Source organism: Corynebacterium sp. 239_CJEI (assembly GCF_001055995.1).
Classification (GTDB): domain Bacteria; phylum Actinomycetota; class Actinomycetes; order Mycobacteriales; family Mycobacteriaceae; genus Corynebacterium; species Corynebacterium jeikeium_D.
In genome coordinates, this window is record NZ_JVOW01000006.1 from 217,370 (window position 1) to 237,737 (window position 20,368).

The following is a 20,368-nucleotide window of genomic DNA, read 5'->3' on the forward strand; positions in this document are numbered from 1 at the left end:
TTGAATATCGAGCAGAAGGTTTCGGGACTCTATGACCAGATTCTCACCCGAAACGCCGGTGAGCCGGAGTTCCACCAGGCAGTGGCAGAAGTTCTGGAGTCGCTGAAGGTCGTCCTGGAAAAGGACCCACACTACGGTGACTACGGCTTGGTTCAGCGTCTGTGTGAGCCGGAGCGTCAGATCATTTTCCGCGTGCCGTGGGTCGATGACCAGGGGAAGGTCCAGGTCAACCGTGGCTTCCGTGTTCAATTCAACTCTGTGCTGGGCCCGTACAAGGGTGGTCTGCGCTTCCACCCGAGCGTGAACCTCGGCATCATTAAGTTCCTGGGCTTCGAGCAGATCTTCAAGAACTCCCTGACCGGCCTGCCGATCGGTGGCGGCAAGGGTGGCTCCGACTTTGATCCGAAGGGCAAGTCCGAGCTAGAAATCATGCGCTTCTGCCAGTCGTTCATGACTGAGCTGCACCGCCACATCGGTGAGTACCGTGACGTCCCGGCCGGTGACATCGGCGTCGGCGGCCGCGAGATTGGCTACCTGTTCGGTCAGTACCGCCGTATGGCCAACCAGCACGAGTCCGGCGTTCTCACCGGTAAGGGCCTGACCTGGGGCGGTTCCCTGGTTCGTACCGAGGCCACCGGTTACGGCTGTGTCTACTTCACTGAAGAGATGATGAAGGCCAACGGTGCTGACATCAACGGTGCCAAGGTCATCGTTTCCGGTTCCGGTAACGTCGCCATCTACGCCATTAAGAAGGCTCAGGAGCTCGGCGCTACCGTCGTCGGTTTCTCTGACTCTTCCGGTTACGTCTCCACCCCGAACGGTGTCGACGTCGAGCTGCTGAAGGAAATCAAGGAAGTTCGTCGTGCTCGCGTCTCCGAGTACGTCGCTGAGGCTGAGGGCGCTGAGTTCCACGAGGGTGGCAACATCTGGGAGCTCAAGGCTGATGTCGCACTGCCGTGTGCAACTCAGAATGAGCTCAATGGCGAGTCCGCCAAGCTGCTGGTCGACAACGGCTGCCGCTTCGTTGCTGAGGGCGCAAACATGCCGTCCACCCCGGAGGCTATCGAGGTCTTCAAGGCCAACGGTGTCCACTTTGCGCCGGGCAAGGCTGCCAACGCTGGCGGTGTTGCAACCTCCGCTCTGGAGATGCAGCAGAACGCTACCCGCGATTCCTGGTCCTTCTCCTACACCGATGAGCGCCTGAAGCGCATCATGACCAACATCTTCAAGAACTGCGAAACCACCGCCGCTGAGTACGATCACGAGGGTAACTACGTGCTCGGTGCCAACATCGCAGGCTTCAAGAAGGTCGCTAACGCAATGCTGGCTCAGGGCGTCATCTAGTCTGCTAACGTTTCCGCTTTACGACGGATCCTCGGCGACCCCGCCCGTCGAATAGCCGAAAAGCCCACGCTGTAAACTCCCTCCCATGGAGTTATCAGTGTGGGCTTTTGTCTTTATCGTGGCAACGATTTTTGTCGGGGCCCTGATGCAGCGAATAGCCGGTATGGGGCTCGGACTGTTGGGAGGTCCGGTCCTCTCACTGGTTGCAGGTCCCGTAGCAGGAATTTTGATTATTAACGTGCTCGCATCGGTCAATGCGATCATGCAGACCATCTCGGTGCGAGAAAACGTCGATTGGAAGAAGTTCTGGCTGATTGGCCCGGTGATGGCTCTCGGCGCGCTCCCCGGCGCTTGGGTGGTTCACAACACGCCCAGCGGTCCACTCCAGGTGCTGGTCGGCGGGCTCGTGCTACTCGCGCTGCTAGTGACATCCGTTATGCCTCAGCGCATGCGTGTCGACGGCCCACAATACGCCGTTGCCTCAGGCGTGGCCGGCGGTTTTATGAATACCCTGGCCGGCATTGCGGGCCCAGCCATTACCGTTTACGCACAGGCTTCCCGTTGGCCAGCGCAGACATTTGCAGCCACCCTGCAACCGCTCTTCTTTGTTTCCGGCGCGTTGTCCTTGCTGTTCAAGGAAATCAGCGGTGACGTATCTGTCTTCGCCACCACACCGGTTATCCTCTGGCCGCTGTGTTTGGTTGCCATGATTGTGGGTATATTTTTGGGCACTCGCGTTTCCCGACGAGTGCCCATTGTGCAAGCCCGAAAGCTCGCGGTCATTCTGGCGACTACCGGCGCGGCAGTCACTATGTTTCGCGGAATCTCCGCAACTTTTGGCGCTTAGGCTTGCTGTTACTTCAACAGCGAAGACAGGAAGTTGCGGGTGCGCTCGTGCTGCGGATTACCCAGCACCTCATCCGGGGTGCCCTTTTCCACGACCACGCCGTCAGCCATAAACACGACCTGGTCGGCGACTTCACGGGCAAAGCCCATCTCGTGCGTCACGACGACCATGGTCATGCCCTTATCGGCCAGACCACGCATGACGTTGAGAACCTCACCGACGAGCTCGGGGTCAAGAGCGGAAGTCGGCTCATCGAAGAGCATTAGCTTCGGCTCCATGGCCAGGGCTCGAGCAATGGCAACACGCTGTTGCTGACCGCCCGAGAGCTGAACAGGGTAGGCATCGGCCTTGTGCGCCAGACCAACAGTCTCCAGCAGCTCCATGGCACGCTTTTCAGCCTGCTCCTGAGAGACGCCCTTTACCAGCACTGGTGCCTCGGTGATATTTCCCAGCACCGTGCGGTGCGGGAACAGGTTGAAGTTCTGGAACACCATGCCGATATCGCGACGCTGACGGGCAGCTTCTGCGGCGGAAATTTCGTAGAGGCTGCCGTTCTTTTCGCGGTAGCCAATCAGGGAACCGTCGACGTAGAGACGGCCGGCATTGACCTTCTCCAGGTGGTTGATGCAGCGCAGCAGTGTGGACTTACCGGAGCCCGAAGGCCCAATGAGGCAGGTAACCGTACCGCGTGGAACTTCCAGGTCGATGCCCTTGAGGACCTCGAGACGGCCGAAGTTCTTCCGAACCTTTTGCGCCTCAACCATCAAATCTTTGGTAGTCATTTACTGCGGATCCTCTCGGTAGAAGTGCTCTTCGTCCTTATCGACAACGCGAGCATTTGCAAGCGGCACACCTTCGGCGTCGGCAAGCGCGGCCAGCTGGCGGGCGGTGAGCTGACGGGTAGCGCCGCGGGCGAAGTAGCGCTCAAGGTAGAACTGTCCGACCATCAGAATTGATGTGATGACCAAGTACCAGGTGGCGGCGACAAGCAGCATCGGCACCGGCAGGAACAGCGCATTGGCGATGTCCGTGGAGCGGCCGTAGAGTTCCAGCGAGAACGGCACTGCGATGACCAGCGAAGTGGTCTTCAGCAGGGAGATGAACTCGTTGCCCGTCGGCGGGATGATGATGCGCATAGCCTGTGGCAAGATGGTGCGGCGGACAGTCTGCCACCAGCTCATACCCAGTGCCTTCGATGCTTCGGTCTGGCCCTCCGGGACAGCCTGGATGCCGGCACGGACAATTTCAGCCATGTATGCGGACTCATTCAAGCCGAGACCGACGAACGCTAACACAAAGGTATTGGACAGGACAGTGCTGAGATCAACCTCGGCAACGCCCAGGTCAATCGTCGAGTAGATAGTGCCGAGGAGGCCCCAAAAGACCAGCTGCACGTAGACCGGAGTTCCTCGGAAAACCCACAGGTAGAACCAAGCAACAGTGGACAGCACGGGGTTGTCCGACATTCGGAGTACGGCGACGATGGCACCGCCGACGATACCGATGAGCATGGCCAGGACCGTTAGTGCAATGGTCCAGCCAGCGGCAGCGGCGATTCGTGTGTCGAACAGGTACTGGAAGTAAACATCCCAGTGGTAGGCCTCGTTGCGGGCGGCACCGATGATGAACCACAGGAAGAGCACAAGCAGCACTGCTGCGGTGATCCAGCGACCCGGGTGCGGCAGCGGTTTGGCCTTAATTTCTTCGTTGAGTTCCGCCTGTGTGGCCTCGTAGCGGGCGCCAGACGCAGATGAGTCGCTCACTTAAAGTTCCTCTCCGTTAATAGTGGCGCGTTCCAAAGCACCGTCTTCCAAACCCCATGTGGTCAGGATTTGCTTGTACTGGCCGTTGTCGATGAGGTACTGCAGCGCCTGCTGGAGTACTGGGCCGAGTTCTGAATCCTTCGGAATAGCGAAGCCGAACGGGGCACCATCGTAGATATCTCCGGCAAGTTCGAGTTTGCCCTCAGAACGATTGACCGCGTAGGCACTGACTGGTGAGTCAGCTGCCAGCGCGTCAGCACGCCCCAGCACCACGGTGGTAGCTGCGGTACCAGCATCCTGGTAGGCCAATTTGTTAATTGGTGGCAAACCGCGATCCAGACAATCCTGATTCTTTACCGGCAGGTCCTCCATGTCAGCGACGGTATTGCGCTGAACAGCGACAGTTTTGCCACAGTAGTTGTCGGAGCTGGCGTCGCTGCCCGGGCGACGTGCCCACTGCAGGCCGGTATCCAGGTAGTCGACGAAGTCGTAGGTCTTGCGGCGCTCCTCGTTTGAGGTGAAGCCGGAGGCACCAACATCAACTGCGCCGGCCGACAGGGCCGGCAGAATCAGTGCGAAATCCTGTTCTTGGATTTCCAGCCGCAGATCCAGGACGCTGGCCATGGCCCGCATGAGGTCAATGTCGAATCCGATGATGGAACCGGCGGAATCCTTAAACTCTGCCGGGGCGAATGTTGGGTTGGTGCCGATGCGCAATACTTCGCGCTTACGAAGATCTGCTGGGACCTGTTTCGCCAGTTCGGGGACCGCTGCCGGTTTGATCTCTGACCAGCCCTCGGGGTTACCGCTTTCGTCATTGGTGACGCAGCCTGTAAGCCCTAAGAACAAGGTCGCAGTCAGCGTGGCAGCCGCCAATGCGATGGGTCTTTTCATATCTGAATATGTTACCTAGGCACAGGAATACCTTAAATTCGGTACCCCTATTCAGCTGCGTCTTAGGCTGGTGCAGGAAAACCGCACACTTTTCAGACTTCCCGGGGAATAGTCAGCGCCGGTTTTCTAGTTCGCTTCAGCTGCAGCAAAGCCATTGCCAGTGACGTCGAGCGGGCCGACCGCGCCGGAGGCCGGGTCGCTCAGCGCAGCATCGCGGACAGCCTTCGCCACGGCCGGCATGACGCGCGAATCCAGCGCCGACGGGATAATGCGGTCGGCACTCAGGTCTTCTACGCCAACATTTGCAATGGCCTGAGTAGCAGCCAGCTTCATGGCCTCGGTGATCCGTTTGGCACCCGCCTCCAGTGCGCCACGGAACAGACCCGGGAAGGCCAGCACATTATTAATCTGGTTCGGATGATCCGAGCGGCCAGTGGCCACGACGGCTCCGTACTTGCGGGCGACTTCCATCGGAATCTCCGGAATCGGGTTGGCCAGCGAGAACAGAATCGGGTCAGCGGCCATTTGGCTAATCGCATCCTCGCCGATACGGCCGGCAGAGACGCCGATGAACACGTTAGCGTCGACAAGCGCATCGTTGATCGAGCCGGTGATACCGCGTGGGTTAGTCATGCCGGCGACCCACTGCTTGATGTCGCTCAGTGGCTCGCGGTCCGGGTGGATGATGCCGCGCGAATCGACGACGACGATGTCGGACACGCCAGCGGACAGCAGCATCTTCGTCGCAGCGACACCAGCGGCACCAGCGCCGGAGATGACCACGCGGAGATCCTGGAAGCTGCGACCTGTCAGCTTGCAGGCGTTGATCAGGCCGGCGGCGATGACGATGGCGGTGCCGTGCTGGTCGTCGTGGAAGATGGGGATGTCGAGCTCTTGGTCGAGACGCTGCTCGATCTCGAAGCAGCGAGGCGCGGAGATGTCTTCGAGGTTCACTCCGCCAAACGACGGCGCCAGCGCCTTGACCGTCTGGATGATTTCCTCTGTATTGAGGGTATCCAGGACGATTGGCACAGCGGAGATGCCGGCGAACTGCTCGAAGAGCTGGGCTTTTCCTTCCATCACCGGTAGCGCGGCCTTGGGCCCGATGTCGCCAAGGCCAAGCACGGCGGTGCCGTCGGAAACCACTGCGACGTTCTGGCCGGTCCAGGTGTAGGTGCGGGCCAGAGCCGGATCTTCGTGGATGGCCTCACAGACGCGAGCGACACCTGGGGTGTAGCCGATGGAGAGGTCGCGAATTGTCTCGAGCTTCATGGTGGAGTGGGAGCGGAGCTTGCCGCCTCGGTGTGCCTCAAAGATTTCCGCATCGGTGATGGTCGACGGATCTGTGGGGGCGGTGTCCTCCGGTACTGCGTGAAGTGGCGTCTTAGCGGAGTTCGCGTTCGCAGTGTGGGCGGAGGAGCTAGAGGGGGAATTCGCAGCAGGCATGATGACAGTCCAAAACGTGTTGAGTACTGAGTACTTTGTACTTTGAGAAAACTCGACCGCGGCGTGAGCTGCTGGTGGGCAGTGCGTAAAGCCGGGAGCAAAGCTTGGCAGGTGATACGTAGTGGTGTGCGTAAAAACTAAACCAGTCTTGCTATACGGGATTGGTATCTCATTATATGGACAGTGGGGTGGAAAATAAAATCTTTGCGGTTGGGGGAGCGGGGATTTGGGAAGTGTCGTGGGGCTGGCGGCCGCGGGCGTGATGCCGGAACCCCGGCTTTTGCCGAGTTCGACGAGTCCTGCCATGGCATCGTTTGTGTTAAGGGCTACTCAGCTGCGTCGTTTGTGATGAAGGTGTGCATCGAGCTTGCTCGGAAGCATCTTTGTTAGGAAGTGCCTTCGGTGGGGTGTCTATGTGCTGTCGGGTTCCATATGGGCGGCTGTCGTTGGAGGGGCTCCATGCCTTGGCCGCTTTTGGCCTTCTATTGGTTTGGAAAATGTTGGCGATATTATTTGCCGATATTGAGTAAGCGCTGGCCGGGGTTGAAGGTTAGTTTTTAAAGAGATTAACCAGTTCCAAGCCCTGTTCTATGGGGTAGAGGCCTGGTTTTTTCTTACCTTCAGTGGTGCCTTATGGTTCGCGAATCGAAAATATTTGTGTAGTGCGGAAAGTTGAATCCGGAGTTCCTGGGATAGTTCCAACTGACGACAGAGAGCTGTTCGTTTATTGCAACTTCTACGCAGGAGGCTTCTTACGATGTCCGATTCCACTTTCCCCCAGAACCCGCAGAGTCCACAGAACCCGTATGGCTCCCAGAATCCGTACGGCTCCCAGAATCCGCAGGATTCGCTGGGGCAGCAGTCCTACCAGCACAGCCCGCAGGATCCGCTCGGCCAGCAGCCCTACCCGCAGGGTCCGTCGGCAGCGGGGCAGATGCCTCCGGCTCCGAAAGAAAAGAAGAAGGGTGGCTGCTTCAAATGGGGTGGTATTGCCGCGGGCGCTGTCGTGGTCCTCGCTGTGGCGGCCAGCTTGACTGGTGGCGGTGACACTGAGTCGGGTTCCGATTCTGAAGCTGCATCTCTCTTTGGTTCGGAGACTGCCGTTGCGGCTGATTCTGGGACTGTTGAGAATGCCGATTTCGCTGAGTCTTCCGAGGCAGGTGTAGATGAGCAGCAAGGTCAGACGGGGGAGCAGCAAAAGCAGGATGAGAAGGTCCCGACCGAATACAAGAATGCTCTCCGCAAGGCAGAGATTTACGCGAATCGCATGCACATGTCGAAGGCCGGTATTTATGATCAGCTGACCTCGGAGTACGGCGAGAAGTTCTCACCGGAGGCAGCCCAGTATGCAATGGACAATCTCGATGCGGACTGGAATAAGAACGCACTGGAAAAGGCGAGAATCTACCAGGATTCGATGGCGATGTCCCCGGATGCGGTTTACGAGCAGCTGACGTCGGAATACGGCGAGCAGTTTACTCCGGAGGAAGCTCAGTACGCGGTGGATAACCTGTAGCAGCGGGCTTCGTTTGTTGATGACGCCAATTGGCCAGAGTCCAGTTGGATGCCTGCTGCAAAAGGACGGCTTCCGCTTCACCAGAATGCATTTGCTGCACACTGAACGGCTGTTGGTGAAGCGGAAACCGTCTCGGCAGTTTTTAATGCGTGACCGGGCAGTTGAGCGAGTGTCTGCAGCACAACTTCGGCGCGGTACAATTCGTGCCGTTTATCAACCGCGCCCGCATCGGCGACCGCGGCGGCAAATCAGAAGTAACCGCGGCACTGCGCCGCTACGCAGTCGCAGCCACCTATCTTGCAGAAGACATCGCTGAGTTTCGAGTCTCCATCATAGAAGAGCAGCGGCAAGCTTTGTTGAGTGGGATGTCCGAGTACGTCGATGGCGATGAAGAAGTTTTCAGAGCGTATGCTCGCCTGTTGAAATCAACGGACTCAAAAGCCATGGAGTAGCCACATTCGCGGGGTGCGAGTCCCCGCCATGGCACTGCCCCGTTCACTCAATCGGTAGTGGCGGGGTTTTCTTATGCCCAAAAACAGATTCACCCAGGAGTTAACGCAGGATTCAGCAGGCAATACGTGGCTCTTTTTTGGCTCATTTTTGGTGCAAAATACCCGTGAAAGTACGTGAAAGTGCGTGAAAAAGAGTGAAAGATAGTGAATACTAACCCAACCAAAAACCCGCCCCCACCAGGCTAAAAGTCAGGTGAAAGCGGGTTTTAAAATCGTGCCCCCGGTGAGACTCGAACTCACACTGGACGGGTTTTGAATCCGTTGCCTCTGCCAATTGGGCTACAGGGGCGCAAAGCCGTCGATAAGCGAAAATGCTCTATCGAAGCGACTTTGACTAGTTTAGTCCATCGACCCCGAATTAGAAAAACGGCGCTGCGCATAAGCGACGACGCTGACGATTGCGGCGCCGAGAATGAACAGTCCGAGGGCGAGTCCCCAGTCGGAGCCGATGCCCTGGAGCTCGTTGTTTTCGGTCTGCCACGGCCAGAGAGCGCGCAGCGAACCGAGCATGAGGCCGGACATGGCGACCAACGTGAGCGCCTGGTGCGTACTCAGCAGCCATTCGAGGAAGCGGATGAACAGGACGATGCCAATCAGCGCGCCGACGAAGAAAGTGCCGATGTAGGCGAAGTCGCGGTCGTGAATTGCGCCCATGGTCGGTGCGTAGAGTCCGATGACCAGCAGGAAGAAAGAGCCCGAAACGCCCGGCAGAACCAGCGCGCACACGGCAATCGAGGCGGCGATGAGTACGAGCCAGAGAGGCGGCTGCGTCGGTGCGGCCTGGGGGAGGGAGGTCAGCGCGAACAGGGCGATGCTGAAGAACAGGAAGACAGCGATGGCCTTGCCGCGCATGCCCGGCTGACGCAGAGCACCCGGCTGTAGCTCGTTCAGCGGCATGGTGATCGAGGCGGCGATCATGCCCATGAACAGTGCTCGAGAAGCGACTGGTTGGTTGGTGACGAAGTTCTCCATGACGCCTGCCATGGAGAAGACCACGGCAACCATGCCGATAGCCACCGGGATGAGCAGCCACCAGTCGATTCTGCGAAGGTCCTCCTTGAAGGTGCCCTTCGACATTGCCCGCGGCAGGTCGGTGATGCGCTTGGCCGATTCAATCAGGCGTCCGTAGATGCCCGTGATCAGCGCAAGGGTTCCGCCGGAGACCCCCGGAATCGTCTCGGCGAGACCAATGAGGCCACCGCGAACTGCGTTGGCGATGACACCCAGCGGGGTCGGCTTCGGGATTTCAGAGTAGGGGCTCGTGGTCGGCAGCGTGGTCGACTCTGCGCCAGGAGCGCTCGTATTTTCAGTAGACATCGCAGGCCATTGTATGTCTTCCACCTGAGAAGAAGCGTATTTCCGTGTGTGTATTAGTGGCTTCGGGGTGCGATTAAGGACACAAAACAAAAAAGCAGCGCCTGGGGTGGCGCTGCTGATTCAGTGAGTTACGCAGGAGTAGTCGGTGGTAGTGGGTGGTGGCAGTGGGCAGTGGGCAGTGGAGCTGCTTCCTTGGCCGTGCTCAGTTCTTAGCCGTGCTCGATGATTTGCTGCAGGCAGCTGCCCAGGGCCTCAACCGAAATCCTCGGCGCGTTGGCCTCATCAATCAGACCAGTATCAGAAAGAACTAGGTATCCGACGCAGAGGGAAATAGCCATCTGGCTGCGGTGCACAGCAGCGTCGTGGCTAACGTCTTCCGGTCCGTCCTCTTCGACGCGGCGAATCAAGTCATCTGCAACAGCTTCATTGAACCGCTCGGCGATGACTTTTGCAGTTTCCTCGGAGTCGAGGGACCCGACAATCAGCGGAATCATGGACTGCCCAGCCATGCCTTGACCAGTCAAAATAGCGCTGGCCATCCGCTGGCCAAGTTCATTGAAGGGAGCTCGGCTGAGCGTGCCTTTGAACTGGCTGAAGTTAATCAGTTCGGCCATGAGGCCTTCTTTGGAGCCGAAGTACTTGATGATGAGCGGCGCGCTAACGCCCGCATCGCTGGCAATTTCCTTCAGCGGCACGCTTCGCAAAGGCTTGCGCGCGAAGTGCCGAGCTGCAGCCGCGATGATGCGCTCGCGGGTGGACTGGGCGCTCCGTTGGAAATCGGTCGAATCGAACTCACTCATGCTGAAGAGTCTAAAGCCATGAAAGCGTAACTACGCCAATTGATTTCAGAGGCATGCGCAGGACGTGGTGATATGTTTTCGCGGCCACCTCAAAGAGGGGGTAATTTCTAGGTGCCTCATTTGGGGCAGGTTCCGTGCATGCTGTTGAACAATCGCTGGAAAATATGGAAAAACTCCAGGAAAATAAGGCGAATATTAAAGTTGGATTACAGCATTTCGGAAACTGAAACCAGGTGCCAAGCGACGCTCGAGAGGCTCACTCTTGCGAATCACTGTTCAGGTGGACTAAGGGGCTGCTGAATCCGTTTCAAAATGCAGCCTGATTACCGTAATTATTGTTCACTGAAGCTGACCGGCCAACAGCTCATCCTCCGCAGCTCGCGATTCCTCAGCGCGCATCTCAGTTTTCCTACGCTGTTCAATATTTTCCTACACTGGGATGTCATGAAGAAGACCCTCATGCTTATCGACGGTCATTCCATGGCCTTCCGCGCGTTCTTTGCCCTTCCGGTGGATAATTTCTCAACCACCGGTGGTCAGACAACGAACGCGGTGTACGGCTTCCTTTCTATGCTGTCCAATATCCTCAGCGAGGAAAAGCCCACGCACGTGGCGGTCGCCTTCGATGTCGCCCGCGAGACCTTCCGCAACGAGATCTTCCCGGAGTATAAGGCTCAGCGTGAGAAGACTCCTGAGGAATTCCGTGGTCAGGTGCCGCTTATTCAGCAGGTGCTGAAAGAGATGGGCATCGTCACGCTGGAGAAGGACAACTACGAGGCCGACGACATTATCGCGACGTTGGCTACCCAGGCCAAGCCCGAGGGTTTCGAAACGCTCATCGTCACCGGTGACCGTGACTCGTTCCAGTTGGTCAACGACACCACCACGGTGCTTTATCCAATGCGCGGCGTCACCACGCTGCATCGCTTCACGCCTGCTGCTATCGAGAAGAAGTACGGTCTGACGCCGACTCAGTACCCGGATTTCGCGGCTCTCCGCGGCGACCCCTCCGACAATCTCCCGGGCATTCCGGGGGTCGGCGAGAAGACCGCGACGAAGTGGATCGTTCAGTACGGCACGCTGGCAAACCTCATCGACCACGCTGACGAAATCCGCGGCAAAGTCGGCGATAACTTCCGCGAGCGCGTCGCAAACGTCCAGCTGAACCGCGACATCACCGAAATGGTCAAGGACCTGCCCTTGCCGTATGGTCCGAACGAGCTCGAGCTCCGTCCCGCCGACGCCCAGGGCATCATCGACTTCTTCGACCGCCTTGAATTCGGCGACAACCTTCGCGAACGCGTCTTCCGCACCCTTTCCATCGAAGGCGCGGGCGTCACCGCCTCCACCAGCGACAGCGCGACAAAGCTCGAGGCTGTTTCGCTTGACGACGGCGCCCTGGCTGCCTGGCTCGATGATCTGCACGAGCCGGCCGCGTTGCAGGTCGGGGAGCACACTCTGATGATTGGCTCCGCCGATGAGAAAGGCAAGACCTCCGGCCAGGCTGTTTCTCTCGACTTGGGCGGGCTTTCCACTGAAGATGCTGACGCACTGCGCGAGTGGCTCGCTGGCGACCATCCGAAGTTGGTGCATGACTCTAAATCGGCCATGCATGCACTCTGGAATTACGACTTCGAGCTGACAGGGGTCATCCACGACACCTTCCTGGCTGCGTATCTGCTGCGCCCAAGCCAGCGCAGCTACAGCTTGGACAATGTCGTCCAGCGTCACCTGGGCCAGACTCTTTCGCAGGCCGATGGCCAGATGACCCTGCTCGATGGCCCGACCGAAGACGCTTCCCATGTCGCCGCCGTCATCGACCTGGCTGAGCGATTGGCTGTCGAACTCGACGAGGCCGGGCTCTACAGTGTGTACGCCGACCTGGAAGTCCCGCTCGCCCCAGTGCTGGGTCGGATGGAGCGTGCCGGTATCGCTGTCGATGTTGATGCGCTCGAGGAGCTCCGAAAGCAGGCGCAGGCGGCTACCGATGAAGCGGAGAGTGAGGCTCGCAACCTCGTCGATAAGCCTGAGTTGAATCTCGGATCGCCGAAGCAGTTGCAAGAGGTCCTGTTTGACCAGCTGGGGATGCCCAGGACAAAGAAGACGAAGACTGGCTATTCCACGGCGGCGAAGGAGATTGAGGGGCTGGCGAAGGTCAACCCGCATCCGTTCCTGGATTACCTGCTGAAGTTTCGCGAGTCGCAGAAGATGAAGTCGACCGTGGAGGGGCTGATTAAGGCTGTCGCTGATGATGGCCGTATTCATACGACTTTTAATCAGACGGTCGCGGCGACGGGGCGTCTGTCGTCGACGGAGCCGAATCTGCAGAACATCCCGGTGCGCACGGAGTTCGGGCGACGGATTCGTGAGGCGTTCGTGGTCGGCGATGGCTATGAGCAGCTGATCACCGCGGACTACTCGCAGATTGAGATGCGCGTGATGGCGCACCTGTCGCAGGATCCGGGGCTGATTGAGGCCTACCGCCAGGGCGAGGACCTGCACAACTACGTCGGTTCGAAGGTTTTCGGTGTCGGCATCGATGAGGTCACGCCCGAGCTGCGTCGTCGTGTGAAGGCGATGAGCTACGGACTGGCTTATGGTCTGAGTGCTTTTGGTCTGGCGCAGCAGCTCGACATTCCGCAGCGCGAGGCGAAGAAGCTCATGGAGGACTACTTCGAGCGCTTCGGTGGCGTGCGCGATTACCTGCACAAGGTTGTTGAGCGGGCGCGCAAGGACGGCTTTACGGCCACGATGTTCGATCGTCGTCGCTACCTGCCGGAACTCAACGCCGACAACCGCATCGCTCGCGATAACGCGGAACGTGCGGCATTGAACTCGCCGATTCAGGGGTCGGCGGCAGACATTATTAAGATTGCGATGCTCCGGGTCGACGATGCTTTACGACGGGGCGGGTTGCGCTCACGTGTCCTCCTGCAGGTTCATGACGAACTGGTTGTTGAAGTTGCAGATGGGGAAGAGGGAGCCATCAAGGAGCTGTTGCATCGCGAGATGGACTCGGCGGCTGAATTGTTGGTGCCGTTGGATGTTTCTATCGGTGCTGGTGTGAACTGGGATACTGCTGCGCATTAGTGGTGCGAAGGTCGGGCCGTAGTGCTGGTCGGCGGACTTGATGCGGGCTTGCCGCGGATGTGTTGCGGACTTGAATGTCGCAGCTCAAATCGGTATTGTTCGCTAGGTATGCATTAGCGTGCCGACTTTGCAGCCTCGAGCTTCATGGACATCGGGTTAACTAATTGCCAATGGTGAGATTCGCCGAAAGCGGATTTGGCCCGGTTGTCCAGGGGTTTCTTTGAGGGGCAAGGCCGAAATTGTCCGTTTTTCGATTTCTATCCGCTTCGGAGCACATCTTATATGTCCACTTCTAACGTCCCTCAGGTTGCCATCAACGACATTGGCACCGCTGAGGATTTCCTGGCCGCTGTCGACTCGACGATGAAGTACTTCAACGATGGTGACATCGTTGAAGGCACCGTCGTTAAGGTTGACCGCGACGAGGTTCTTCTCGACATCGGCTACAAGACTGAAGGTGTCATTCCTTCCCGCGAACTGTCCATCAAGCACGATGTCGACCCTGACGAAGTGGTCGAAGTTGGCGATGAGATCGACGCGCTGGTCCTGACCAAGGAAGACAAGGAAGGCCGCCTCATCCTGTCCAAGAAGCGCGCTCAGTACGAGCGTGCTTGGGGCACCATCGAGCAGCTCAAGGAGAACGACGAGCCGGTTACCGGTACCGTCATCGAGGTCGTCAAGGGCGGCCTGATCCTCGACATCGGCCTGCGCGGCTTCCTGCCGGCTTCCCTCGTCGAGATGCGTCGTGTCCGCGACCTCCAGCCGTACATCGGCCAGGAGATCGAGGCCAAGATCATCGAGCTCGACAAGAACCGCAACAACGTCGTTCTGTCCCGCCGTGCATGGCTCGAGCAGACCCAGTCTGAGGTCCGCTCCGAGTTCCTGCACCAGCTGCAGAAGGGCCAGGTCCGCAAGGGTGTCGTTTCCTCCATCGTCAACTTCGGCGCATTCGTCGATCTCGGCGGTGTTGACGGCCTGGTTCACGTTTCCGAGCTGTCCTGGAAGCACATCGACCACCCGTCCGAGGTTGTCCAGGTTGGCGACGAGGTCACCGTCGAGGTTCTCGAGGTCGACCTGAACCGCGAGCGCGTTTCCCTGTCCCTGAAGGCTACTCAGGAAGATCCGTGGCGCGTCTTCGCCCGCACTCACGCAATCGGCCAGATTGTTCCGGGCAAGGTCACCAAGCTGGTTCCGTTCGGTGCGTTCGTCCGCGTCGAGGAGGGCATCGAGGGCCTGGTTCACATCTCCGAGCTGGCTTCCCGCCACATCGACGTTCCGGACCAGATCGTCTCCGTCGACGAGCAGGTCATGGTCAAGGTCATCGACATCGACCTCGAGCGTCGTCGTATCTCCCTGTCCCTCAAGCAGGCTGACGAGGACTTCACCGAAGAGTTCGACCCGACCAAGTACGGCATGGGCGACTCCTACGACGAGCAGGGCAACTACATCTTCCCGGAGGGCTTCGACCCGGAGACCAACGAGTGGATGGAAGGCTTCGAGACTCAGCGCGCCGAGTGGGAGGCTCGCTACGCAGAGGCAGAGCGTCACCACCAGCTGCACGCTGCCCAGATCGAGCGTCACCGCGCTGCAGCTGCCGAGGCTGCAGAGACCGCTTCGAACTACTCCTCCGAGTCCGGCGAGGCAGCTCCGGCTGCTCCGGCCGCACCGGCTGCAGACAACGCAGGCGGCACCCTGGCTTCCGACGAGCAGCTCGCTGCTCTGCGCGAGAAGCTGGCTGGCAACTAAGCTAGGCCGCTAAGGGCTTATACGTCCCTTTGAGAAATCGCCCCGGCGAGGTTTTCCTCGCTGGGGCTTTTTCGTGCCTTCTTTGCTTTACGACGGGCACCTGCTCGGCCTTGTTCTTATAGCGGCGGCTTGGGGGCTTGCTGCATCTTTGGTCCGGGTGATGGAGCTTTGGGCCATGAAGGGGGCACCGCTGTTGCCTAGGGCGGGCTTACGCTTCACCAGAAGTAGTTTGCTGCACAGTAACCGGCTGCTGGCGAAGCGCAAGCCGTCCTAATGGCCCTAATGACTCTAATGTCCTGGTGGCCCTGTCGATTTTGGTGGCTCTGGCGGTCTTTACTGCCGTTGACAGCCTATCTTTCTGCCCATATGATTGGTGACATGACAACAAAGGACGAAGCCAAGCAGGTAGATAACGCTAACCAGGTAGAGGATTCCTCCCACTCCACCGGTGGTGTGTACTCCCAGGAGGGCAAGGACTTTAACCGCGACACCCGCTATATCAACGACCGCATTGTTAAGAACGGTCGCGAGGTAGGCGACGGAATTAAGACGTGGCCCGTTGAAGCCGGTCGCTACCGCCTTGTTGCAGCTCGCGCCTGCCCGTGGGCGCATCGCACACTTATCGTTCGCAGGCTGCTCGGCCTGGAAGATGCAATTTCAGTCGGAATTCCAGGGCCAGTGCACGATGCCCGCTCCTGGACATTCGACAAAGGCCCAGGTGGCCGCGATGAAGTACTCGGCTACGAGCGCCTGCAGGAGGCATTCCTCAAGCGTTTCCCGGACTACCAGCGTGGCATTACTGTTCCGGCCATCGTCGAGATCGAGTCGGGCGAGGTCGTGACCAATGACTTCCCCCGGATCACCTTGGACTTCATTACCGAGTGGACCGAGTTTCACCGTGACGGCGCCCCGGATCTCTACCCGGAGGAGCTGCGTGCGGAAATGGATGAGCTTATGCAGTTCATCTACACCGAAATCAATAACGGTGTCTACCGCTGCGGCTTCGCGGGCTCACAGGACTCCTACGACAAAGCTTACGACCGACTGTTCAGTGCCCTAGACAAGGTATCTGAGCGCTTAGAGACCCGCCGCTACCTCATGGGCGACCACATCACTGAGGCCGACATTCGCCTTTACACGACCCTCATCCGCTTCGATGCGGTCTACCACGGCCACTTCAAGTGCAACCGGAATAAGATCTCCGAGATGCCGGTTCTATACAACTACCTGCGTGATCTCTTCCAGACTCCGGGCTTCGGCGACACCACTGACTTTGTCGATATCAAGCGCCACTACTACGAGGTCCACCGCGACCTCAATCCCTTAGGTATTGTCCCGAAGGGCCCGGAGCTTTCCGACCTGCTCCAGCCGCACGGCCGTGAGGCCCTTGGCGGCAGCCCATTCGGTAACGGCACCGCGCCGACCCCAGTCAACCCGGATCCCGTCGAAGAGGGCCACCGCATCGAGGATCTCGTCGTAAAGCACTAACGTGCCGGGGCGTGTCCACGTACCCTTAGAGACATGCTCAAAGTAGGACTAACCGGTGGCATGGGCAGCGGAAAATCTACGGTCGCCCGTAGGTTCGCCGAGCTCGGTGCCGTCATCATCGACGCTGATCAGATTGCTCGTGACGTCGTCGAACCCGGCGAACCGGCGCTGGCCGAACTCGCCGAAGCTTTCGGCGAGGGCATTGTGCTTGACGACGGCTCCCTCAACCGCGGCGAGCTTGCGAAGCGGGCCTTCGTATCCGCGGAGAAGACGGAGCTGCTGAACTCCATCACTCACCCGCGTATTGAGCAGCGCACCGAAGAGCAGTTCAACGCGGCAGGTGACGCCATCATTGTTTTTGACTCTCCGCTGTTGATTGAAATGGGGCAGTCGGAAGCACAGGACCTCGTCGTAGTTGTGCATACCCCGGTGGAGGTCCGTCTCGACCGTCTGGTGGAAAGCCGCGGTGTAGACCGAGAGGATGCGAAGCAGCGCATCGCTAAGCAAATCAGCGATGACAAGCGCCTGCAGTTCGCCGACGTGGTTCTGGAAAACTCAGGCACCGAGGAGGACCTCGTGCGCCAGGTCGACCGGATTTGGGAGCGGATTATTCAGCCGCTGAATCAGATTCGCCAGCTGCAGGCCGGGCAGCAAGATAATCCCGCAGCCGGATGATAGCCTCCTCAATCACCTCGGCGCGCTTGCAGAAAGCGAACCGCACCAGGTAGCGGTACTTTTCTGACTCTGGGTCATCCACAAAAGCGGTGACGGGGATGGCTGCGACGCGGCATTCCTTGACCAGGCGGGTGCAGGTCTCCAGGGCGTCGCCAAGCCCCCAGCTCGAGACATCGGCGACGACAAAATACCCTGCCTGCGGCGTGAAGGCATCGGCGCCAAGGCCCTCCAAGCCCTCGGCGAGGAGCCGCATGTTGCCCTCGAGCTGACCTGCCAGCTCGTCCACCCATGGGGCACATTCCTGCAGGCCACGGGCGACTGCGGGCTGAAGGGGAGTGGCGCCGACATAGCTCAAGAACTGCTTGGCCTTGACGACGCCATCGAGTAGCTCAGTCGGGGCGAGCGCCCAGCCAATCTTCCAGCCGGTGACGTTGAAGGTTTTTGCGGCACTGGACACGACAATGGTCCGCTCGCGCATGCCGGGCAGAGCGCTGATGGAAGAGTGTGACAATCCGTTGAAGTACAGGCGTTCGTAGACTTCGTCGGCAAGCATGAGTAGATGGTTTGCGATGGCGACATCGGCGATGGCCTGCAAGTCCTCGTCCGCGAGGACGGTGCCGGTGGGGTTGTGCGGCGAATTGATGATGATCATGGCCGTTTTGGCGGTGACGGCATCGGCAAGCGCGCTGCGGTCGAGCGACCAGGAGCGTGCCGTGCCGGAAGCTGCGGGGATGAGCGGCACCGCGGTATATGTGCAGTTAGCCAGTGCGATGGCGGCTTTGTACGAGTCGTAGTACGGCTCGATGACGATGACGTGGCTGCCGGGTTCGAGATGCCCCAAGGTGGTGGCGGCAATCGCCTCCGTGGCACCGACCGTGACGAGGCATTCGGTGTCGGCATCGTAGACCTGCCCCGTGCGGCGGGCGCGATCGGCGACGATAGCCTCGCGGAGCACCTTCATGCCGCGGCCGGGGCCGTACTGGTTGTTTCCTCCAGCTATCTGATGTCGCGCCTCCGCGAGCACCTCGTCCGGCCCATCCCAATCCGGGAAGCCCTGTCCAAGATTGATCGCCTCGTGCTCGGTAGCGAGGCGGGACATGGTGGCGAAGATGGTCTCGCCGAAGGGGCGCAAGCGGGAAACTGTCATGGTTTCACTGTAGGCGGGAGTTTGCGGGCTTGTTGCGATTCCCCATCGGCGAATCGCGGCTGGCGGCCAGCAGTTGCACCGACTGCCGACCGCCACCTGGTGCGCTAGTACATGTAAATCTTCGCGTTGTTGCCGCCGGTGCACACGACAACGTCGTCTTGTGTGCTGCAGCTGAGGTCGTAGGTCTTCCCGGTCGCGGGGCTCTTGGCCTTGATGTTTGGCTGCAGGCGGTCGCGGATATTGTCCTCCGAGGCGTTAAGCCCCTCGGTCTGCTGGTTGAATACGGCCTTCGCAAAGTCGCAGCTGGTGTTTGGCCCCGCCGCGATGAGGTTGAGGCCGTACCCATCGCCGTAGATGCAGGTGGTTGCCTGTTCGCCCGCCGCCGTGAAGGTGGATCCCGGCGAGGGGTTGTTGTAGATCTCAGCGGTCATGTCCTGACGAAGCTCGCTCCCGTCGCCGTTGTCGCCGCTTTCGCTTGACGACGTCGACGTGCCACCAGTCTCCGCCGTCGTTGTGTCGCCTCCCTGGTCCGGTGCGGAACCGGTTGGGTTAGGCGTGTTGCCCGAACCCTTGTCAGATACGCCATCCTCGGGCTGAGTAACGGTGGTGGTTTCAACCGGAGTAGCAGATTCGGACGCTGCTTCGGTTTCCTGTGTTGAGCAGGCGGTGAAAGCCAATGCGGTGGTGGCGAGGATACCGGCCACAAGGGCTCGGTGTGAGGTTGCTTTTCGAGTGGTGGAACCTGGGCGAGTCGTAGCGTGCGTGTGGACTGGTGTGCGGCGCGAGGTGTTCATAGGCGCCAGGCTAGTTGCTGTGCGGGCAGTTTTCATTACAAAATAAATAACAATTCGGCAAATGGATGGCGGTTTATTTTGCGATATCGGCTGTTTATCGCTGCTTATTGGCGTAGCCAACCGTTGGATTCCATTCCCAAACTTTCTGACAGGCAGGCCATCCTGGTTTATAGTCCACGCGGGGACGGCGCTTTTGTACCCATCGGATTGCCTGCTCGATCTCGTCGAGGACGCTGTCGAGATTCCAATTGATGCATGAGTCCGTGAACCGCAGGACTATCCAGCCGTGCAGCGTGCCGGAGTTGGTCTTCCAGCGATCTGTGATGAACGAGTCCTCGTTGGCGTGGTACTTCTCTGAGTCAACTTCGATGGCTATTTTCCACTGGTCAAGCAGGATGTCGAAGCAGTAGGGGCCGATGTACTGGTTCATTCGGATGCGGTACCCGCGCTTGATTAGTGGACGGGCCAGCTTGCGCTCGAGTTCGCTGCATGAGCCAATCGGCGTGGTAGCGATGGTTTCACGCAGCCATGCAGGGACCTTCCGCATCCGGCTGAGGTCGTGGTTGAGTCGCTTCTCGCCGTCCCGGCCGGCGTAGTGTGTTTCCAGGATTCTGTGTGCATAGTCTTTTGAAGCGCGTGCTGCCCAGAGGGCTTCGACAACTGGTATGCCATCGATTCTGGTGCAGGCCGGCAGGCGGCTGTGCCTAATGGAGAAGGTCTCGGCCTGAACTGATCCCGCGCCCTCTGCCTGGATAGGAAGTGTCAGGGGAAGTCTCAAGTGGATTTGAGCTGCGCTTTTACCGCTTAGCGCAATGCTTTTGTAATGCCCCGTGATTGCTCGGGCGACTGAGGCGGGAGAGTGGTCGTCAATGTAGAGGCCCCGTACCAATTTAGTTAGCCTGCCTTGTTGTAGGAGGGCTCTGGTCTTTTTCTCTCCGATGCCGAGTGCACGCAACTCGGCCGTGGTGAAACTTCCCATGGTCGGGACT

General features: G+C 59.0%; 17 protein-coding genes and 1 tRNA gene. 8 read left to right on the forward strand and 10 right to left on the reverse strand.

The window, feature by feature from the left end; translation table 11 throughout:
- Nucleotides 1-1,344: an NADP-specific glutamate dehydrogenase gene (gdhA, locus tag ADB08_RS02005; protein WP_016422934.1), complete on the forward strand. Its 1,344-nt coding sequence runs from the start codon at nt 1-3 to the stop codon at nt 1,342-1,344.
- 85 nt (nt 1,345-1,429) lie between these two features.
- Nucleotides 1,430-2,191: a sulfite exporter TauE/SafE family protein gene (locus ADB08_RS02010; RefSeq protein ID WP_049170334.1), complete on the forward strand. Its 762-nt coding sequence runs from the start codon at nt 1,430-1,432 to the stop codon at nt 2,189-2,191.
- A gap of 8 nt (nt 2,192-2,199) precedes the next feature.
- Here the strand turns inward: ADB08_RS02010 and ehuA are convergent, their stop codons facing one another.
- The 4 genes from ehuA to ADB08_RS02030 all read right to left on the reverse strand — a co-directional run bounded on the left by ehuA (nt 2,200) and on the right by ADB08_RS02030 (nt 6,294).
- Nucleotides 2,200-2,973 carry an ectoine/hydroxyectoine ABC transporter ATP-binding protein EhuA gene (gene ehuA / locus ADB08_RS02015; protein WP_016422932.1) on the reverse strand — a complete coding sequence of 258 codons (774 nt, stop codon included), beginning with the start codon at nt 2,971-2,973 and terminating at the stop codon, nt 2,200-2,202.
- A complete protein-coding gene (locus ADB08_RS02020; protein WP_369707174.1) occupies nt 2,974-3,891 on the reverse strand; it encodes an amino acid ABC transporter permease in 918 nt (305 codons plus the stop codon). It lies immediately after the preceding gene.
- A 63-nt stretch (nt 3,892-3,954) separates the two neighbouring features.
- Nucleotides 3,955-4,848: an ABC transporter substrate-binding protein gene (locus ADB08_RS02025; protein ID WP_016422930.1), complete on the reverse strand. Its 894-nt coding sequence runs from the start codon at nt 4,846-4,848 to the stop codon at nt 3,955-3,957.
- Nucleotides 4,849-4,974: 126 nt separating this feature from the next.
- Entirely contained in the window at nt 4,975-6,294 is a 1,320-nt protein-coding gene (locus ADB08_RS02030; RefSeq protein WP_016422929.1) for an NAD(P)-dependent malic enzyme, read from the reverse strand.
- A gap of 757 nt (nt 6,295-7,051) precedes the next feature.
- Here ADB08_RS02030 and ADB08_RS02035 point away from each other — a divergent pair.
- Together ADB08_RS02035 and ADB08_RS02040 are read left to right on the forward strand one after the other, a co-directional pair.
- The gene (locus tag ADB08_RS02035) at nt 7,052-7,810 is read left to right on the forward strand and encodes an Ltp family lipoprotein (protein ID WP_080969583.1); all 759 of its coding nucleotides are present in this window, start codon (nt 7,052-7,054) and stop codon (nt 7,808-7,810) included.
- A 149-nt stretch (nt 7,811-7,959) separates the two neighbouring features.
- Nucleotides 7,960-8,262 carry a hypothetical protein gene (locus tag ADB08_RS02040; RefSeq protein WP_053087298.1) on the forward strand — a complete coding sequence of 101 codons (303 nt, stop codon included), beginning with the start codon at nt 7,960-7,962 and terminating at the stop codon, nt 8,260-8,262.
- Between the two features lie 275 nt (nt 8,263-8,537).
- Here ADB08_RS02040 and ADB08_RS02045 read toward each other — a convergent pair.
- The 3 genes from ADB08_RS02045 to ADB08_RS02055 all read right to left on the reverse strand — a co-directional run bounded on the left by ADB08_RS02045 (nt 8,538) and on the right by ADB08_RS02055 (nt 10,439).
- A tRNA-Leu gene (locus tag ADB08_RS02045) sits at nt 8,538-8,611 on the reverse strand.
- A 50-nt stretch (nt 8,612-8,661) separates the two neighbouring features.
- A complete protein-coding gene (locus ADB08_RS02050) occupies nt 8,662-9,639 on the reverse strand; it encodes a DUF368 domain-containing protein (RefSeq protein ID WP_049170338.1) in 978 nt (325 codons plus the stop codon).
- 209 nt (nt 9,640-9,848) lie between these two features.
- Entirely contained in the window at nt 9,849-10,439 is a 591-nt protein-coding gene (locus ADB08_RS02055) for a TetR/AcrR family transcriptional regulator (protein WP_049170343.1), read from the reverse strand.
- A 459-nt stretch (nt 10,440-10,898) separates the two neighbouring features.
- Here ADB08_RS02055 and polA point away from each other — a divergent pair, with 459 nt between their 5' ends.
- The 4 genes from polA (at nt 10,899) to coaE (ending at nt 17,438) form a co-directional block, all read left to right on the forward strand.
- On the forward strand, nt 10,899-13,529 hold the full coding sequence (gene polA, locus ADB08_RS02060; RefSeq protein ID WP_151011022.1) for a DNA polymerase I: 2,631 nt from the start codon (nt 10,899-10,901) through the stop codon (nt 13,527-13,529).
- A 282-nt stretch (nt 13,530-13,811) separates the two neighbouring features.
- Complete coding sequence (gene rpsA, locus ADB08_RS02065; protein WP_005510285.1) at nt 13,812-15,275, forward strand: 30S ribosomal protein S1; 1,464 nt, start codon at nt 13,812-13,814, stop codon at nt 15,273-15,275.
- 378 nt (nt 15,276-15,653) lie between these two features.
- Nucleotides 15,654-16,763, forward strand: a complete 1,110-nt coding sequence (locus tag ADB08_RS02070) for a glutathione S-transferase family protein (protein ID WP_370550221.1) — start codon at nt 15,654-15,656, stop codon at nt 16,761-16,763.
- A 33-nt stretch (nt 16,764-16,796) separates the two neighbouring features.
- Nucleotides 16,797-17,438 carry a dephospho-CoA kinase gene (gene coaE, locus ADB08_RS02075; protein ID WP_049170349.1) on the forward strand — a complete coding sequence of 214 codons (642 nt, stop codon included), beginning with the start codon at nt 16,797-16,799 and terminating at the stop codon, nt 17,436-17,438.
- On the opposite strand, the gene ADB08_RS02080 is transcribed toward coaE, so the two are convergent.
- The 3 genes from ADB08_RS02080 to ADB08_RS02090 form a co-directional block, all read right to left on the reverse strand.
- On the reverse strand, nt 17,371-18,585 hold the full coding sequence (locus tag ADB08_RS02080; protein WP_049170351.1) for an aminotransferase class I/II-fold pyridoxal phosphate-dependent enzyme: 1,215 nt from the start codon (nt 18,583-18,585) through the stop codon (nt 17,371-17,373). The two genes, coaE and ADB08_RS02080, sit on opposite strands and share 68 nt — an antisense overlap.
- 104 nt (nt 18,586-18,689) lie before the next feature.
- Nucleotides 18,690-19,379, reverse strand: coding sequence for a hypothetical protein (locus ADB08_RS02085; RefSeq protein WP_224783711.1), 690 nt, complete (start codon nt 19,377-19,379; stop codon nt 18,690-18,692).
- Between the two features lie 94 nt (nt 19,380-19,473).
- A complete protein-coding gene (locus ADB08_RS02090) occupies nt 19,474-20,358 on the reverse strand; it encodes a type IV toxin-antitoxin system AbiEi family antitoxin domain-containing protein (protein ID WP_049170353.1) in 885 nt (294 codons plus the stop codon).
- Nucleotides 20,359-20,368: the final 10 nt, after the last annotated feature.

What these genes read in the sequence shown, in the direction of transcription:
- ADB08_RS02010 (WP_049170334.1), top strand. Translation starts at nt 1,430, where the DNA reads ATGGAGTTATCAGTGTGGGCTTTTGTCTTTATCGTGGCAACGATTTTT.
- ehuA (WP_016422932.1), bottom strand. Translation starts at nt 2,973, where the DNA reads ATGACTACCAAAGATTTGATGGTTGAGGCGCAAAAGGTTCGGAAGAAC.
- ADB08_RS02025 (WP_016422930.1), bottom strand. Translation starts at nt 4,848, where the DNA reads ATGAAAAGACCCATCGCATTGGCGGCTGCCACGCTGACTGCGACCTTG.
- ADB08_RS02030 (WP_016422929.1), bottom strand. Translation starts at nt 6,294, where the DNA reads ATGCCTGCTGCGAATTCCCCCTCTAGCTCCTCCGCCCACACTGCGAAC.
- ADB08_RS02035 (WP_080969583.1), top strand. Translation starts at nt 7,052, where the DNA reads ATGTCCGATTCCACTTTCCCCCAGAACCCGCAGAGTCCACAGAACCCG.
- ADB08_RS02050 (WP_049170338.1), bottom strand. Translation starts at nt 9,639, where the DNA reads ATGTCTACTGAAAATACGAGCGCTCCTGGCGCAGAGTCGACCACGCTG.
- ADB08_RS02055 (WP_049170343.1), bottom strand. Translation starts at nt 10,439, where the DNA reads ATGAGTGAGTTCGATTCGACCGATTTCCAACGGAGCGCCCAGTCCACC.
- polA (WP_151011022.1), top strand. Translation starts at nt 10,899, where the DNA reads ATGCTTATCGACGGTCATTCCATGGCCTTCCGCGCGTTCTTTGCCCTT.
- rpsA (WP_005510285.1), top strand. Translation starts at nt 13,812, where the DNA reads ATGTCCACTTCTAACGTCCCTCAGGTTGCCATCAACGACATTGGCACC.
- ADB08_RS02070 (WP_370550221.1), top strand. Translation starts at nt 15,654, where the DNA reads ATGACAACAAAGGACGAAGCCAAGCAGGTAGATAACGCTAACCAGGTA.
- coaE (WP_049170349.1), top strand. Translation starts at nt 16,797, where the DNA reads ATGCTCAAAGTAGGACTAACCGGTGGCATGGGCAGCGGAAAATCTACG.
- ADB08_RS02080 (WP_049170351.1), bottom strand. Translation starts at nt 18,585, where the DNA reads ATGACAGTTTCCCGCTTGCGCCCCTTCGGCGAGACCATCTTCGCCACC.
- ADB08_RS02085 (WP_224783711.1), bottom strand. Translation starts at nt 19,379, where the DNA reads ATGAACACCTCGCGCCGCACACCAGTCCACACGCACGCTACGACTCGC.
- ADB08_RS02090 (WP_049170353.1), bottom strand. Translation starts at nt 20,358, where the DNA reads ATGGGAAGTTTCACCACGGCCGAGTTGCGTGCACTCGGCATCGGAGAG.